Consider the following 20,155-nt stretch of genomic DNA (forward strand, 5'->3'; position numbering starts at 1 on the left):
GTTATTGATGATACGTCATTATCTGATGCGGATTTGGACACATTAAGTCATGCACAAATTCATAGTCATAGATTTAGCCAACTAGACCAAGGCGACATAGCAGCACACCAAGCCGTAGATATCGATAACAGCGATTGTGCTTATGTGATGTTTACTTCGGGTTCAACGGGGAAACCAAAAGGTGTCATGATCTCTCATCATGCATTGAATAGTTATGTTGCCGGGGTGAGTGAAGTGTTGGAGGTGTCATCACAGACGCGTTCAGCGATTGTAACAGGCTTAGCGACCGATTTATGTTTAACAGGGCTATATCCTGTGTTGGCGCAAGGAGGTTGCGTAGCATTAATCGCGGCAAACAGTGAGTTTTCAGAGCCACAGCAAATCGTAACAGAACTTATAGACAGCCAAGCTAACTTTATTAAGATCACACCGTCTTTTGCCAATGAGTTACTGCCGCAAATAGCTGAATTAACAAACAAGCCAGCCATTGAACAATGGGTGCTAGGCGGGGAGGCGCTCACCGATAAACTCGTTTGCCAAATAAGACGTAATTTTCCAAAGGCAAACATCGTCAACCATTACGGCCCAACTGAAACTTGTGTTGGCGTAACGTGTAATCAGCTTACATCTGAAAGTACGCAGAATTGGGGCAGCTTCAGCATAGGTAAGCCGCTTTGCCACGTAGAAGTTAAAATTCTTAATGAGCAGCAACAGGGCGTACCAGTGGGTATGCCTGGTGAGCTATATATTGGTGGCCAAAGTGTTGCGTTAGGCTATATCAATGCGTCGCAATTGACGGAAAAGTATTTCGTCACTTTAGAGAATAACCAGCGGTTTTATCGTAGCGGCGATCGTGTCAGATTGAATCAAGCGGGTGAGATTGAGTACCTCGGTAGGTTAGACAATCAGCCTAAAGTTCGTGGCTATCGCGTGGACTTAACTGATATTGAAGCCAAACTTAATGCGCTACCTGAGGTTAAAGTTGCTGCGGTGGTTTGCCAATCAAGCAACGGCCACACAAGTTTGATTGCGCATGTGGTTGCCAAGCACAGTGCACTCAGTGCCAAACAGCAGCAACACCGTATTAAGTCTGAACTAAAGTTACGTCTGGCAGAGCCTATGATCCCAAGTGTGATAGTGCTACATGATAAGCTACCCATGCTTGCAAATGGCAAAATAGATCGCACACAACTGTTACAACATAAACCAGCGTTATCCGTTGCAAGTAATGACGCGGGTAACAGTGCTCAAACACCATTGCAAAATGAGCTGGTATGCTTGTTTAAGCAAATTGTTGCCTGCGATTATGTGGGTATCCATGATGACTTTTTTGCCATCGGTGGTCATTCGTTGTTAGCAATGCGTTTGCTGAACCAAATACGTGCGAAGTTGGGGTATACATTAACGCTGAAAGAAATTTTTGCCAATCCAAGCGTGGCCGAACTTGCGCATACGATTGAATCTCAGAACAAACAAAGTATTACCCAGCCAGAGGTGTTAGAACCACATTCATTATTTGGTGAGCATCCGTTATCGTTTTCTCAGCAACGCTTATGGTTTGTTGACCAGATGCAAGGGCATAGTAGTCAGTACAACTTACAGGGTGTTTTTAAGTTGGCTGGTCAATTAGATATTGATGCACTGACACTGGCCTTTTCACAGGTCATTGAGCAACAAAGTATTTTGCGCTTTAACTACCGAAAGGACACACAAGGGCAAGCGATTCAATATCTTAATAATGACCATGTGGTTAACATTATCCAACACGATCTCAGCGAGTACGATACGCAGACCCAAGCCCGTGAATTAGACAAAGCGATATTCGCCGACTACCAACATAGCTTCGATTTAACATCGGATTTGATGCTGCGAGTTACGCTCCTTAAATTGAGTGAACAGCAACATACTTTGATAGTGACAATGCATCACATTGTATCAGATGGTTGGTCTATCGACTTGTTGTGTCAGTCGTTATCAACAGCGTATCAAAGTATTCGCCGCGGAGCACCAAGCTTAGCAGCACCACAATACAGCTATATCGATTATGTTTATTGGCAGCGAGCCCAGCAAGTGACAGCAACGACCACGCAGGATCTTGAGTATTGGCGAGCACAGCTTGCAGATGCACCCAAGGTGCATGAATTGCCAACAGATCGTGAGCGTAGCAATAAGGTCATTGCCGGCGGCGCACTGTATTGTCAACGCTTACCAAATCCATTAGCACGACAGCTTAGAGAGTTTGTAAAAAGTTCGGGCCATACCTTATTTGTGACATTGCAAACAGTCTTCGCTTTGTGGCTGAGTCGAGTATCTAATCAACATAGAGTCATGATTGGCACACCGGTATCTGGTCGAGCACGTACTGAATTTGAAGCCATTATTGGCAACTTCATTAATACCCTTGTGCTTAGTAGTGAGTTTGATGCACATACCACTTTCGAACAGGCATTAAGTCACGCTAAGACAACATTGAATGATGCATTGAAACACCAGCAATTGCCTTTTGATGCCTTGGTTGATGCGTTGGCAGGCGAGCGCAGTTTGGCAATTCATCCGCTGATGCAAATCGTATTTAGGGTGAATAATCAAGTCAATGAAGCACTGGAACTAGATGGTTTGCAGGTTGATATTTACGACACGCAAGTGCGCAGTGCCAAACTCGATTTAGAAGTGAGCGTGATTGATGACGGTGACACTATGGTTATGGAGTGGCTATATGACACCGCCCTTTGGGATCACAATAGTGTGGTGCAGTTTTTTGAGCAATATTGCCATGTGCTCACTCAGTGTCTTGCTAATCACACATGTCAGGTTAAGCAGCTAGAATTATGTGCACCAGCACAGCGGCAGCAGTTGTTAGCACACGCACAGGTTTTGGAGGTTGACTCACAAGAGCAACATTGGCATCACCGCTTTGCTTTTCAAGTCGCGTCTCAGCCTCACGCAATTGCTGTGCGCGATGGCGAGTTGACGCTCAGTTACGAACGATTAGATAAGTTGTCCAATCAGTTAGCGCAATGTCTCATAGAAATGGCCTTTGAACCACAAAGTCGTATTGGCATTTTATTACCTTCTTGTGCACAAATGGTGGTTGCCGTACTTGCGATTTTAAAAGCGCAACATGTGTATGTGCCGCTACATAAAGACATGCCCGCTAAAGGGTTAGCAGATATCGTTGAAGATGCCGATATGGTGATGATATTGGCGTTCAGTGAAGAGACTGAAAAATTGATCGACAGTGGCACGGACTTCTTGCTGTTAGATGATATTTTTGACTTTGAGTCTAACTTTAGTGGCTACAGCGATGCTTTGCCTGATAGTGAACAAGAGAGCTCAGTTGCCACACAGGATCTTGATGCCTTGTGTTATATCATTTACACCTCTGGGTCGACAGGCAAACCTAAGGGGGTGGCGATCACCCATAAAAACCTCAATGCCTATTTGCAACATGCCTGTGATCATTATCTTAGTAAACCTTCGTTACGCGAGTCAGTGGTAAGCACCCCGTTGGCCTTTGACGCGACGGTTACATCACTTATTCCCATGTTGATGTGTGGCGGGGCCGTTACATTACTCAATGAAGGTCCTGAGCAACTTTCTTTGTTGGTTGCCACATTATTCAGCTCGCAATCCAATAAGCTCTTTAAGTTGACGCCTGCACATTTACGTATTGTTTTAGCTCTATCAACTCACTTTGAAGTAGGTGATGGTGAACATACTTTGGTCGTTGGTGGTGAAGCTTTGAGTGCGGATTTATTACTCGCGCTCAGAGAAAAGCTACCTCGTTGCCGTTGGGTCAATGAATATGGGCCTACAGAGACCACTGTGGGGTCCAGCGTTTATGTTATTGAATCTGATAGTGAACTTGAGCAATTAACAAAAGTACCAGATGTACCGATAGGCCTACCAATTGCACAGGCAGGAATGCTGGTTGTGGATCAATATGATCACATTGTGCCAGTGGGAGTTGAAGGGGAGTTGTTGATATCAGGTCCAGTATTGAGCCTAGGCTATATCAACCGCGACCAGCTCAATAGTGAAAAGTTTGTCGAACTCATTTTACCAGCGTGCAATGGTGGGGTTATCAAGCAGCGTTTCTATCGCACCGGAGACAAGGTACGCTGGCAAGCGGACAGCAACGGATCGCCTTGTTATTTGCGATATTGTGGTCGTCAAGACAATGTCGTCAAATTGCGTGGTTACCGAATTGATGTCGGCGCGATATGTCACCATTTATTGGCGATACCTGAAGTTACCGATTGTGCAGTAACATTAGATGAACAAAAAGGCTCGTTATGTGCACACTATGTATGCGCCTCTAACAATTCAGACAATGAACAGCGATACAAAAATCATCTCGCTGAATTTCTGCCGTCATACATGGTGCCAAGTCAATTTCACCGTGTGGACGCACTACCACTTACAAGCAATGCGAAGGTTGACATTAACGCGCTGAAAGAAAGTGTTAAGCGTGCATCCGGCCAAGCTTCTGAACGGATTGAGCTGACCGCACTAAGTCCACTGCAAGCCTATCTATTACAATTATTTAGCGAACTATTATCCCGTGATGACGTTGCTTTAAATGATAACTTCTTTGAGCTTGGTGGACATTCATTGCTGGCCATTCGCTTGATAAGTCATATCCGAGATGAAAAGCAATTCGACGTCACGCTTGAGCAGCTATTCAAAACGCCGAGTATATCGACTTTGGCTCAGGCGCTTGAACACAGTCCCCAAATAAAGCCCTCAGATGGCATTGTGCCAGTGGCACGAACACAGCGTTTACCACTGTCTTATGCTCAGCAGCGTCTTTGGCTCATAGAGCAAGTACAACAAGGTTCAATGCAGTACCATATGCCGGCAAGCTTTGAGTTCAAAGGACAGTTGGATGTACCAGCCCTTAAGCAAGCCCTACATGCGATTATTGAACGACATGAAGTGTTGCGCAGTATTATTTTACCGGGCAGTAGCGGCGAACAGCCAGAGCAGTTGGTCAATGATCAATTTAGTGTACCGCTACAAGTTGTTGATCTATCTTCACTTGACAAGCAAGCTCAAGAACAAAAGTGGCGCGAGTTAATGACTCATGCCATTGAGCAACCATTTGATCTTTCGTCGGATCTACTGATCAGAGTGTTGCTTGTGCGCCTTAATGCACAGCAATATCGAGTGCATTTTAACATGCATCACATTGCCAGTGATGGTTGGTCTATGGCCATTTTAGTCAAAGAGTTTATGGCTTTTTACCGTCACTTTAGCAAAGAATCAGGCTATCAATTGCCTGCGACATATTTACAGCCATTACCTGTGCAATATGCGGATTTTGCCCATTGGCAACGCCAAGATAAGCACCAGCAAAGCATCACACAGTCTTTGGGCTATTGGCGGTCTCATTTACAAGACTATCCACCGCTACATCAATTGCCGCTGGATCATCCCAGACCAACTTTGCAGCAGTTAGCGGGTGATAGATTAATACAAAATTTGTCTGTCGAGCAGCTAGCGGCGATCAAGCAGCAGTGTACACAGCACGGGGTGACCTTATTTATGTGGTTGCATAGTGTGTTCTCATTAACAGTGATGCGCTTTAGCCAAACACGAGATGTGATGACGGGCTCGCCAGTGGCGGGTAGAGAAAACGCTGAACTTGCCAACTTAATCGGCTTTTTTGTTAACACACTGGTGATCCGTTCCCGTGTTGATGAGCAAATGAATTTTGTGGATTTCTTAACGCAGCAAAAACAAGTAGTGCTAGATGCGTTTAAACATCAAGCTGTGCCGTTTGAGCAGTTAGTTGAGACGCTAAACCCTGCACGTGATTTAGCCCACCAGCCATTATTTCAAATACTGTTTGCTCTACAAAACAACGAAGTGGTGGAGTTTAACTTGCCTACGCTTAAGGTAGAACAGCTACCCGATGATGGACACAACATGAAGTTCGATTTGGAAGTGAATGCCATCGAGTCAGATACAGGTGTCGAGCTACAATGGAACTTCGCAACGTCATTGTTTAAGAAATCAAGTGTCCGCGTAATGGCAAACGCATTTAATGTCATGATCGATGCGTTACTAGAAAACCCAAATCGTTTGGTTGATGCCATCCCCGTTATGACTGAACAACAGCAAACAGAGTTGTTACTCGCGCATACTCACCAGAGCGCTATCACCAACAGCGCAGCGCTACTGACACGCTTCGATGACGCGGTAACACGCCATGGCGAAGCAGTTGCCGTGATTGCGCCGGATAACAGTGAGCTAAGCTATAGAGCACTACAGCGACAAGCGAGGCAGCTCGCTACCTACATCAAGGCGCAAGGCGTTAATCAAGGTGATAACATTGCGATTTGCTTGCCTGCCTCGAGTGAGATGATAGTTGCGATGCTGGCTGTCTGGCAGCTCGGCTGTGCTTATGTACCGATTGATCCCAAATTACCCAAACAGCGCATAAAATTCATTTTGCAGGACTGTCATGCGCAGGCGTTAATTGTAAACACAGCCTTATTTGACTTGGCAACCTTGACTGAGCAGGTTCATGCAATCACGGTTGATGGGGATACATGCTGGCAAGATATGCCACCACTGGATGTTCAGCCAAATATTGATCCTCAGGCGCTCGCCTATGTGATCTATACCTCGGGTACCACGGGACAGCCAAAAGGGGTGACAATTAGCCACGCAAACTTGGCTGTGTATTTGGCGCATGTTGAGGACAATTACTTAAATCCAGCGCTCACATGCTCGATAGTCAGTACACCTTTAGCGTTTGACGCAACCGTCACATCTATATGGGGCGCGTTGTTACATGGTATTAGCGTTAAGGTTGTGAGCGATGATGACACTCAGTTGGAAGCGTTGAGTACAGAACTGTTCAGCGGATCGGCGAAGCTTTTCAAGCTCACTCCAGCCCATTTACAAGGGATTCTGAATATCGGTGCAGATAAAGAGGTGTTAATTGAACACACGGTGGTAGTTGGTGGGGAAGCATTAGCAACTAAGGTGCTGGAACAGTTGAGCCACAGGTTACCGAATGTGTTATGGGTGAACGAGTATGGTCCAACAGAAGCGACAGTGGGTACATGTGTTTATTACGCTCGTGAGGAGCAGATCCGAACCTTAGTAGCTCAAGGTGAGCATAGTGTGCCAATTGGTCGTGCTATCGCAAATACCCAACTTGTGGTGTTAGACGAGCAACAAACCCCAGTACCTTTGGGGGTTGTGGGTGAGTTATACATCGCAGGTAACAACCTCGCCAATGGTTATTTAGGGCAACCGCAACTCAGTGCACAAAAGTTTGTTTCCATATCTTTGTCTGCCAATAGTGAGGCCATACGACTTTACAGAACCGGTGACAAGGTGCGCTGGCTTTCGAACGAGGATGCTCAAGCTGACCAATTACAGTTTTACGGACGAACAGACCATCAGGTTAAATTACGCGGTTACCGTATTGAATTAGGTGATATTACGCATTACGTGAACAAACTTGCTGATGTCAAAGAAGCTGTTGTTGCACTAAATAGTGAAGGGTCAAATTTAGAAGCTTACATTGTCCCGACATCGGACAATGGGCAATTTACCAATCAGCATGGTGCTGTGTTGAGCGCATCTGAGGCTGCACCATTATTGGCTCAGTTGGCCGAATATTTACCCGCGTACATGTTGCCGCAAAAGTTTGTGGTGTTTGAGCAACTACCACTTACAAACAATGGCAAAATAGACCTCAATGCACTTCAGACGATGGCAAATTCAACCGTCATCAGTACCGAGAATGTGGCACCTAGAAATGACTTTGAACACACACTTCAGCATATTTTCGCCGCATTATTAAAGGTCGAAACCCTAGGGATTACCGATAACTTCTTTGCGTTGGGCGGCCACTCATTGTTGGCAACCCAATGTGCAGCATTGATAAAAGAGCAGTTAGATATTGATATGCCTGTGCGTGTACTGTTTGAGCGGCCAACCATTGCGGCAATATCACAGTGGTATGCAATTCATCAGGCGGTTAACGATGCCACACCGAGCGATAGTCAAAGTGATACTTCTGAAGAGATGTTTTTGTAATGAATGAGCAGACTTTATTAATTGAAAACTTGATCGGCGAAGCACTGGCCGCGGGTATTACCCTGTATGAAAAAAATGGTGGCTTGGCATTTAAGCAAAGCGGTGACTTCCCCGATGCATTGAAAGCTCGGATTATTGCCAACAAAGCGCAGATCATTGAGTACTTTGTACAACAAAAATTTACTCAAAGTGGTAGTAAAAGTGATAGTAAAGAGCTAGTTGCAGTATCTCGTGATGCGTCTATCCCCCTTAGTTTTGCTCAAGAAGGGTTGTGGTTTATAGAGCAATTGCAAGGCTCTAAGCAGTATTATATGCCCGCTGAATTTAAATTACATGGCAATATTGACGTGAGTATTTTCAAGCAAACCATCGCTGAGATTATTGCGCGTCATGAGTTATTACGTACCCAGTTTATTGCAGATGAGCAGGGCGTACCACAGCAGCGCATACAAGCAACGATGAATACGCCATTTACATGGATAAATGCGAGTGAATTTGCGCCATCAGAGCGCGCTGCTCAAATTCAGCAGGTATTGGTAAATCATCAGGCACAAGCGTTTGATTTGAGTCACGGACCTCTGTTGCGTGTATTGTTGGTGTCAGATGCAAATGAACATTGGTTAGCCTTTAACATGCATCACATCATTTCAGATGGAGCGTCATTAGCGCGTTTGGTGATGGAAATAGAAACTATCTATGCCGCGCGATTGTCAGGCACCGAGCCTGCCTTGCCAGTCTTATCGATTCAATATGCGGATTATTCGCATTGGCAAAGAGATACGCTAAACAGTGAGTATCTGGCAACTGCCACCAGCTACTGGAAAAACCAGTTAACAGACTTAGAGCCCATTCAATCTTTACCCACAGACAGGCCAAGACCGGCGGTACAGGCTTTGGCTGGGCAGGTGTTCCATCAGCAATTGAGTGTTGCAACCAAGCATAAACTGCTTGAACAAAGCGCTAAGCAAAATGTCACGCCATTTATGTGGGTATTAAGTTGTTTTATGCTGTTTATTGGTCGCTTGAATCAAGCTGACAAGGTACTTATTGGCACGCCTGTATTGGGGCGTATTCATCCCAAACTTGAGCCTCTTATTGGCTTGTTCGTCAACACCATAGTGATCCCCGCCGATCTTGATGACAACAGTGACTTTACTGTTTGGTTGCAAAAGCAAAAAGAGCAAATCTTACAGGCGTTTGAATATCAAAATATGCCGTTTGATAAATTGGTTGATGCATTGCACTGCAAACGAGATTTAAGCCATCATCCATTGGTTCAAATCTTGTTTACGCTTGAGCAGACAGAGCAAGGGGCGTTTAGCCTACCAGGACTGACCATTGAAGAAGCGCGCGTGCAACAGAGCGAGTGTGCAATCAAATGTGACCTTGAATTAAATGTGCAACTAAATGAGCACGGTGTGTTGCTCAATTGGAAGTTTGACAGCGCATTGTATGACTTAGCGACCATAAGCAACTGGGCCGACAGCTTCGCCTTGCTGTTGGAGCATGTTAGTGTTTCTCCCAATACAGTGTGTGCGCATATTCCCATGGTAACTGAACGGCAAAAACAGGCATTACTTGCTCAGCCACAGTGTCACAATGTGAGTTGGCCACAAGCTGAAAACTTAGTGAGTATATTTGAGCGACAAGTTGAACGCTTTGGCTCGCATATCGCACTCAGCGATGAACATAATGTATTAACCTATAGCGCACTCAACCAGCGTGCCAATGAGTTAGCCCATGTGCTGTTAGCACAAGGGGTCAGTAAAGAACAAATGATCCCAGTCAGTGTGAGCCGCAGCGTGGACCTGGTGGTAACGCTGCTGGCGATATTAAAAGCGGGATGTGCTTATGTTCCGATTGACCCAGATTATCCGCAAGACCGCATTGATTACATCATCAACGATGTGAACTCTACAAAGCAAAATCGCAGCTTGCTGATTTGTGATGAGTCGTGCTACCAACGCTTCCAGTCTCTAGCCGACGATGTGATCAACATCAGCGACGGTGATATTTACCATGGGGGCAAAAACACCGCTAATCCAAATATTGAAATCCGACCCGAATATCTGGCCTACATGATTTATACCTCGGGAACAACCGGGCGACCAAAAGGTGTGCAAATTGAACATCGTCAGGTAGTAAGGTTACTGTTTACCGAGCCAAGTCTATTTGATTTTAATGAGCACGATGTTTGGACCTTATTCCATTCTTTTTGTTTTGATTTTTCGGTATGGGAGATGTACGGCGCGTTGTTGTTCGGTGGCCGCTTGGTGGTGGTCAGTACCGCTCAAAGCAAAGACAGCAACGCCTTTGCAAAGCTGCTCATTGAACAACAGGTAAGTGTCCTAAACCAAACGCCTAGCGCATTTTATGTGCTACAAAGCAGCATGCTCGCGCTCAAAGACACTCAACTGGCACAAAGCCGTATCCGTTATGTCATTTTTGGTGGGGAAGCCCTTGCACCCGCTAAGCTTGCACCGTGGGCTAAGCGCTTCAATAACTGTGCGTTAATCAATATGTACGGCATCACTGAAACCACAGTTCATGTTACCTTTAAACGTATAACTGGGGATGAAATATCCCAAGGTGCTAGCAACATAGGTCATCCTATTCCTACCACATCTTGTTACGTACTGGATAGACAACAACAGTTACTGCCACCGGGCGCTATGGGAGAATTATATGTTGGCGGGCAGGGTGTTTGTCGCGGTTACTGGCAACGAGATGACCTAAATGTTGAGCGCTTTATCGCCGACCCATTTACTCACAATGGTAAGCTCTACAAAACTGGCGATCTGGTGCGTTATTTAGCCAGTGGCGAACTGCTATATATCAGCCGTATAGACGATCAGGTTAAAGTAAGGGGCTACCGCATTGAATTGGGAGAAATAGAAAACCAGCTTCGCACCCACCCTTGGCTTGCAGAAGTGGTGGTGCTACTTAATCGTGATGACACGTTAGGCGCGAGGATTTGCGCTTTTGTGGTGCTTGATGCGCAGGCGCAATTTGATGACTTAACATCACAGACACAGCAATATTTGCGTCAGACACTGCCCGAATTTATGCTACCAAGTAGTGTTATTGCGGTATCCGAGATGCCTCTGACAGTGAATGGTAAGGTGGACAAAAAAGCTTTGTTGGCACTGGATGTGGTGGGGCCAAGTGATGAGTTTACCGAGCCTAATACGCCCATTGAAAAACTCATTGCCGATTGCTTTTCTGAAGTCCTTCAAGTGCCTAAGGTTGGACGTGACTGTCACTTCTTTCGGTTGGGTGGACATTCATTGCTGGCCACGCAGGTGATTACCAGATTACGCGAGCAGGCCAAACTCAATGTCACCTTAAAAGATTTATTCCAGCAACCCAAAGTTAAATCTCTTGCCGCACTTGCCCAAAGCAACCAAACACAGCGCCATGATAGCCAAGATATTATGCCGCAAGCTCGTGCTAAGCAGTCGATGTTGCCGCTGTCATTTGCACAACAGCGCTTGTGGAGCATCGACCAAATTCAACAAGGCAGTCTTGAATACCATATGAGTGCAGCATTTGCGCTTAAAGGCATGCTCAACATTGATGCTTTTACGCAGGCTTGGCAGGCCATTGTCGCGCGTCACGAGGTATTAAGAACCTGTATTGTTAAGGACCAAGACGGCAGACCGATTCAGAAAGTTAATGAAGTACGCGGTGATATTGTTAACTATGTCGACAGCACTGCACTGAGTGATGAACAAAAGCGCAGAGTGTGGTTGAAGGTATTACGTGATGACCGACAAACACCATTTAAACTAGACAGTGATTTGATGATCCGTGTTGTGCTGGTGAAATGGCAATGCGATGACTACAGGTTACTGGTCAATATGCACCACATTGCATCGGACGCTAAATCTCTGGATATTTTGGTTACTGAGTTTAGCCATTTTTATCATCACTATGCTCATACTCAGGCGTTACCTGAAAACCTCAGAAATGCTTTACCAATTCAATATGCTGATTACGCACTTTGGCAAAGAAAGACTTTAACCGCTGAGTCGCTCGAACAACATAGAGCGTTTTGGTTGGAACATTTATCTGGTGCGCCCCCTTTACACCAGTTACCACTGGATAAACCTAGAACGAAACAGCTTTCGACGCAGGGCGCGCACGTTACGCAAAAGTTCAGCAAAGCCACCTGTGAAGCTATTCGGGCGCACTGTCAGCGTTTGGATATTACAGCATTTACTTGGCTACACAGCGCTTATTCATTGCTAATAGCTCGGTATAGCAATAGTTGCGATGTTGTAATTGGAGCGCCATTTTCGGGTCGACATCACACACAGCTCGAACCATTGGTAGGCTTTTTTGTAAACACTTTGCCTATTCGCACTGTTTTGACACCAAAAATGAGTTTTGAAGGCTTGTTACTACAGCAAAAGAAAACGCTGCAAGAGATACATCAACATCAGCATATGCCTTTTGAGCAAATTGTTGAGCAGTTAAAGCTCAGTAGAGACCTAAGTCATCAAAGTGTTTTTCAGCTGACCTTCTCATTGAACCCAAAAATTGATACGAGGCTAAAGCTGGCAGGTCTTGAGAGCAGTGCCATAGCAACGCTTTCAGAACAGGTAAAGTTTGATATTGAACTTAGCTGCACTGAGGAACTTAATGCTCAAGGACAGCCTCATATGCGCTTTACTTGGGCATATAACAAGCATTTGTTTAGTGAACATACCATTTCAGCCATGGCCAATGCCTTTGCAGTGCTTGTAGAGCAGATTATTCAGACGCCAAATCGCAGTGTGTTTGAGTTGCCGTTACTTACTCAAGAGCAGATCCCAGACCATATATTACATGGTAAATATAGCGAAGATGGCCATGGGCAAACGGTTATTGACCAGATAGCCAGTATTGCACACAGCCATGAGTCAAAAGACAACGTTGCGCTGGTAGACCCAACAAATACTCAAACGGTCACCTATCATTATTTAGAGCAGCGTAGTACTGAGTTGGCTAAGTATCTTTTGGCAAATGGACTATTAGCTGAACAGTGCGTGATGGTCAGTATGGCGTCGGGTATTGATTTAGTGGTGACGTTGCTTGCAGTCTTGAAAGCAGGTGGCTGTTACGTACCAGTAGACCCAAACTATCCTCAGGCGAGAATCGATTTTATTGCGTCAGATTGTAAGGCCAAATGGCTCATTACTCGAAGCCGCAATATCGATAAATTCTCTACGTTGGTACAAACTGATTGTCATGTGCTGTGTATTGATGATTACCATCTAGAACACGATATTTTTGTTGCATCCAAAGAGGTAAAGAGTCTACCTGTTGTTAAGCCAGAGCAGCTCGCTTATGTGATTTACACCTCAGGCACCACGGGTAATCCCAAAGGGGTCATGATCCCACATCATGGTTTGATGAATTTGTGTCTTTGGCATCGTCGTGCGTTTGATGTATCTGAACAAAGTGTTGCTAGTCAAACCGCAAATATCGCATTTGACGCAGCTGCATGGGAGTTATGGCCGTATTTGTGTCGTGGCGCAACGGTCGTTACTATCGCCAGAGACACCTTGAACTCACCATCAGCATTATCTAGTGTGCTGACGCGTAACAAAGTAACGCATTGTTTTTTAGCGACTCCAATCGCTGAAGTGATGCTGGCTGATAAAGAATTTGCCCCCCAATATTTACACTATTTGCTAGTAGGTGGAGACAAGCTCAATCAAGTGGATGTGAGTGAACGTCCCTTTACCGTGGTAAACAACTATGGACCCACCGAAGCGTCCGTCGTCGCGACCTCAGGGACTGTGGTAAGTAATAAACAAGCACCAGATATAGGTTCACCCATAGATAATACCAGTTTGTATATCCTTGATGACTTACGCCACCCTGTACCAAAAGGAATGGTGGGAGAGCTTTATGTTGCTGGAGAAGGATTGGCTAGAGGGTATTTATGCCAAGAGCAGCTCACTGAACAGCGCTTTGTGACACTCAATTGCGAGCAAGGCAAAGCGGTTAGAGCATATCAGACCGGCGATTTGGTACGTTGTGTAGACAATAACAGAATTGCATATGTTGGTCGTAACGATGAGCAGGTTAAACTGCGCGGTTACCGTATTGAACTTGCAGAGATTGAACAGGTTTTGTTAAGTCATCATTTGGTTGATGAATGTGTTGTACAGATTTGCACGTCAGCTAAAAGCGTCAAGCAGTTGGTGGCGTTTATCGTTTCAAATGGCAATACCGAGCGAACTGTGCACGATGCAGCCACGCAATTAGTCACTTGCAAACTGCCAGTGTACATGCACCCAAGCCATTACATCTTGATTCAGCAGTTGCCGTTAACGGCTCACGGTAAGATTGATCATAGAGCCTTGAATGAACTTGCTTTCAACTCAGAGCCGGTTGTGTCAACTAGCAACAGTGAGAGCAGTGAACCGCTTAACTCAACACAATCACACTTGCTCAAAATCTATCGTGAAGTACTGAATAACGACGCGTTTACAGCACGCGATGATTTCTTTGCTCATGGTGGTGATTCAATCCTAAGTATTCAAATAGCAAGCAGAGCCAGAGCGATAGGGTTGTCAGTGTCGGTTGCTGATGTGTTTAACTACAGCAGTATAGAAACACTCGCTGAACAGGTTCAAGACTTAACTGTTCATCACAGCTCATTTTCGCCAGTAGCAGCCCATGTTGGAGAGTTCAGAGCGCTGCCTATTCAGCAGTGGTTTTTTGAACAGCAATTTGCCCAGCCAACACACTGGAATCAAGCGCTGATGTTATCGCTCGATAAGTCGTTGTCTTGGCATCATATGACGATGGTGTTGCAAAGTCTGATTGCGCATCATGATGGACTTCGAGTTGTCACAGATGGCGCTACTGTTGAAGTGATTGATGACTTTGCTATCGACGAAGTTTTGCAGCAGATAGACCTAAGTGACGCTCCGGATTGGCGCTCAGCGCTTGCAACAGAAGCACAACACATACAAGCTAGCTTTGTATTCTCGCGTCGAAGCTTATTGCGAGCTTGCTACGTTAAAACGCCGCAGCACGAAAGTGCTAACCGACTGCTAATAGTCGCTCACCACTTAGTGATAGATGGAGTGTCATGGCGCATCGTACTTGAAGACATGCAATATGCCTGTGAAAGCGTATTACGGGGAAATAAGATTGAGTTTACACAGCACACCACAAATCTAAGGCTAGTTAGCGAATTTTTTGTCACTCAAGGTCAAGAACACACGCATCTAGACAAATGGCAACAGTTGGCGCAACGCGCCAAAACCCCCAATGTATTGGCACTGCGCGTTGCTAACAATCAAAAGCCCAGGGCAGCTAACTATAAACTAACGTGTGCTACAACTTTGACAAACACATTGCTCAAAGATGCAAATCACGCTTACGGAACAGGTGTTCAAACATTACTGCTCAGCGCATTGCAGTGGTCGATGATGCTTCATTATCACACCAAGTCTCAAGTCATTATGCTAGAAGGGCATGGTCGTGAGTTACTGCAACAGCAATTTGCTAATGATCGCAGTGTTGGATGGTTAACATCTTTGTTTCCATTGCATTTATTCAGTAATGCAAGCAACTTAAGTGAGGTGATTTGTAATGTTAAAGAACAACTCGCCATTACCACCAAGATAGCCAGTAGTTATGGCGCATTGAGATATAACCATCCATTAAAATCGGTACGAGAGTCCTTGCATATCGATACCAGAGATAAGGTCTTTTTTAACTATCTTGGGCAGTTAGATGGTGCACTTAGCAAAACTGGGCTGTTAACAGATGCAAAAGAGGCGGTGGGTAAATTACATGGTGATGACAACCAGCTTTACTATGGTTTGCAAATCACCGCTGCGGTGAGTGATTCACAACTTACTTTATCGTTTGATTTTGATAGCCACCGTATCAGTGAAGATCACGTAGAAGCGTTTGCACAGCATTTTCTACAAAGTTTACAAAATGTGGTTAATCATTGTGTAGAGCAGACTGATAAATACTATACGCCGAGTGACTTTAGTTTGTTGACGGGCGTGTCACGATTACAACTGCAAAGTGTGGTTGCGCCATTTGCCACACAATCCATTGAAGACATCTATCCGTTAAGCATGTTACAGCAAGGCATGTGGCTGCACAGCCAACGACTCAGTCAAAATTCATCGCCATATCTAGAGCAAGCAGTGATGAAATTTGAAGGTGAGCTAGATATAGAAGCGTTTGCCTATGCGTGGCAGAGGGTAATAGCAACACACAGTATACTCAGAAGTGCCTTTGTTCATGCAATAGAAGAGCCGCTTCAGGTTGTGGTATCACAATGTGAACTGCCGCTTCAGGTAGACACACCTATTGTAACGCAACAAAGTGATGAGCAAATCGCGGCGTATATTGCCAGTATTGCCAAACAGGAGTATGAAGCGGGTATTGATTTAACCCGTGCGCCTTGCATGCGTTTGCGCTTAGTTCCGATGGCAGACAGCCAATATGGGTTTATCTGGACATATCATCATTTGATTATGGATGGATGGTCATTACCAATTTTGTTCGCTAATTTAATGTCTTTATACAATGCTCGTATAACGGGCCAAGTGGTACAAATATCACAAGATAATTACCGAGATTACATTGCTTATCTATTGAATAAAGGCACGCAGTCAGAGCGTACATTTTGGCGTGAATATCTTAGCGATGCTCCAGAGCCGACGTTATTAAGCGCACATATTGCAACGCAAACAAAGACCGAACAGGTGCAAATCAAAGAGCTTGAGATAGAACTTGAAGCACAGCAATATGAACAACTCAGAGAGTTTGCTCAAAACCATAGCTTTACACTTAATCATGTGCTGCAGGCGGTTTGGGGATACTGGCTAAGCGTGTGTTGTGATAAAGACTACGCATTGTTTGGCCAAACTATTTCTGGCAGACCCAGTGAACTTGCTAATGTGGAGCAAAAGGTCGGTTTATATATCAATACTCAAGCGGTGAAATTGGCTATTCCAGACACCAGCACGGTGGTTGATTACATAAACTCTGTTAAGCACAATCAGTTGCAGCTAGCTCAATATAGCCATAGTGCCCTGACCTTGGTACATGATTGTAGTGAGATTGAAAATGGTACCGAACTTTTTGACGCATTGTATGTGTTTGAAAACTATCCAACCGATCCACTAGATAGTGCCGAGCATACCCCATTTAGGGTTACTCAGCTGTCCCATAAAGATGACACACATTATCCAATCACTTTTGTGGTGGGCACAGGGCAACGTCTGTCCTTGACGCTAGGGTATGATACCAGCCTATTTAGCCACAGTACCGCGCAGCAGAGTTTGCAGACCATACAGAGCCTGCTCAATGCCTTTATTAGTTCACCACAAAGCCGATTGAACACTCTGCCGTTAACCTCTAGCCGTAACGACTTTTTAGAGATAGACACGTTTAACCTTGAGCTGGAGAGTTCTTCGGATTTTGTACCATTTGTGCCTGCAAGCACGTTACAGCAAAGGTTTGCTGATATGGTTAAGCGCTATCCACAAGCGATAGCCTTAGAGTTTTATCATGACGACCAGCAACGGACCATGAGTTATGCAACGCTAGATAATGAAGCGACAAAGCTAGCGTGCTATCTCAAGACTCGTATGGCACATAACACATCGCAACCAATCGTCGCAGTATGCTTAGCGCCTAGTTTTGATTTGATCACTGCTATTTTAGCGTGTTTGAAATTGGGAGCCGCATATTTACCGATTTCACCGCAGCTTCCTTTTGAACGCCGTGATTTTATGGTTTCAGATGCAAATGTGTCCGCCCTTATTACCGACAGTAACACTTGGCAAGGCACATTACCTGCCTGTCCGTGTATCAATATGCAAACTATCGATACACAGAATGTAACAGCCACTGAACTACCAGACGTCACATACCTAAACCATGATTTGTGTTATGTCATTTATACCTCTGGCACCACAGGTATACCTAAGGGGGTGATGGTAGAGCAGCGCAGTGTAATGAACTATGTTTCGTTCTTAAGCCAATGTTATGGCATCACCGCACAGGATAATTATTTGCAATTCGCAAGTTGTAGCTTTGACGTTTTTGCCGAAGAAGTGTTCTGTACACTGCTCAACGGTGCAACTCTGGTTATGAGTGATAACAAGCAACTATTATCAGCAAGCGGTTTGGCACAAGTGGCGCAACGCTCTGCTTTGACGCTTATGAGTTTGCCTACAGCATATTGGCACCAACTGGCGCTTGAACAAGTCGATTTAGGGTCTCGACTGCGGGTGATCACGATAGGTGGTGAGCAAATGCAACTATCTGCCTTGTCATCTTGGCAGCGTCATTATGGTGATAAGGTCCGGTTGATTAATGCTTATGGTCCGACGGAAGCGACGATTTCCGCGACTTTAAAAGACGTGACCAATCATAAAGAGGGTGACGTGTCTATCGGCAATCCCGTTGCACACACGCAACTGGCTATATTAGACAAGCATTTAAGAGCATTACCCGATTATATACCTGGTGAGCTTTATATTAGTGGTCATGCTTTGGCACGGGGTTATTTGGGCGATACTGAAAAGACCAATCAAGCCTTTATTGTTTTACCTTATTCAAAACAAAGGCTTTATAAAACAGGTGATAAGGTTCGTTTAAACGAACACAGAGAACTTGAGTTTATTGGTCGCTTAGATGAGCAGGTTAAGATCAGAGGCTATCGTGTAGAGCTTGGTGAGATAGAGCGCAGCTTACTACAAGATGAGAAAGTGGCAGCATGCGCGGTAGTAATACGTGATGATGCGTCTGGGTCTAAGCAGTTAGTGGCGTTTTTGGTCACTCACGGATCAGTAAGTGAGGCACAGATCTGCTCTGAGCTTGCACGCAAAGTACCTGATTACATGGTGCCGCAACAGATCATTCGTGTAAACGAACTACCACTTACCACCAATGGCAAGGTAGACCGAAAACGTCTAGCAGCACAGGCTAAAGCGGCAAAGCAAGTTCATAACAACACAGTATCCGAGGCGCACACACCGCTACAACGTGCGCTTTCAAATCAACTTAAAACACTGCTAGACCTTGAGTATATTGGCTTAGACGACGACATATTTACTTTGGGCGTACACTCATTGCTAGCTATGCGCTTGGTTGGTCAGCTAGGTCACACCCTCAATTTATCTGTGCCGATTGATTTGGTGTTTCAACACCGCAGTGTTAGGGCGCTGAGTGACGCGATTGAATTGCTTGCACAGGAAAAAGCGCAGGACAGTAAACCATTACCGCTTACTTCTTTACTATGCCTACAAAAGGGTCAAGCAGGATATGCACCTATTGTATTGATTGCGGGGGCTGGTGGCCTACTTATGGCATTTCAGGCCTTAGTGCAGAATCTCGATGAGCGTATCCCTGTTTATGGTTTACAGCCAGACGAAATAGCCTATGAACACCGCATTACAGGGTCGATTCACGCCACGGCAGATCACTATTTAGAAGCGCTTAATCAAGCGGGACTGACAGAACAAGTTCATTTGGTAGGGCACTCATTTGGTAGTTTTATAGCTTATGAAATGGCGAAATATAGGCAAGATAATCACTTGCCTAGGGTAACGCTGACGGTGTTGGATACACCTGTACCAACGTCACAAGGAGCGTATGTAGACGATAAGCAGTGTTCATTGTTTATACTCGAAAACTTTAGTCAGTTCTTTTCGCTACAGGTGAGTGAAGAGCAACACCTACATTATCAGTCGCTTGATTCTCAGCAACAGCTTTTATGGCTGAGCCACTATTTGGCTGACTCAGGTTATCGTTTTTCAATTGAGCAATTGGATAGATTCAAACGCGTGTTTAGCGCTCAGTTAAACGCGCCAGTGCAGCTGGACGAGTTACTCAATGAAATACCTACATTGGTTATTAAAGCCAGTCAAACATCACACTTTGCGGGAGAACAGCTAAGTTCTGATTTGGGCTGGGCGAGGCTTTGTAAACAATTACAACAGGTTGAATTACAAGGTGATCATTTAACAATACTGCAAAATGGTAATGCCCGTGAGGTGGCTCTGTTATTGGAAAAGAATTATGTACTCAATTAACAAATGTAAAAATTATGTTCTAC

The 20,155-nt window shown here is 45.0% G+C and carries 2 protein-coding genes; both read left to right on the forward strand.

The features are described 5' to 3' along the window. The first annotated feature begins 33 nt into the window (after window positions 1-33). Entirely contained in the window at window positions 34-8,061 is an 8,028-nt protein-coding gene (locus C2M32_RS09615; protein WP_105168227.1) for a non-ribosomal peptide synthetase, read from the forward strand. Then, on the forward strand, window positions 8,061-20,132 hold the full coding sequence (locus C2M32_RS09620) for a non-ribosomal peptide synthetase (protein WP_105168228.1): 12,072 nt from the start codon (window positions 8,061-8,063) through the stop codon (window positions 20,130-20,132). Before C2M32_RS09615 ends, C2M32_RS09620 begins: the two co-directional genes overlap by 1 nt. The last annotated feature ends 23 nt before the right edge of the window (window positions 20,133-20,155 follow it).

It is taken from the genome of Pseudoalteromonas sp. T1lg23B (assembly GCF_002964665.1).
Lineage (GTDB): Bacteria > Pseudomonadota > Gammaproteobacteria > Enterobacterales > Alteromonadaceae > Pseudoalteromonas.

Coding starts and splice junctions, on each gene's coding strand:
- C2M32_RS09620 (WP_105168228.1), top strand. CDS start 8,061: ATGAATGAGCAGACTTTATTAATTGAAAACTTGATCGGCGAAGCACTG.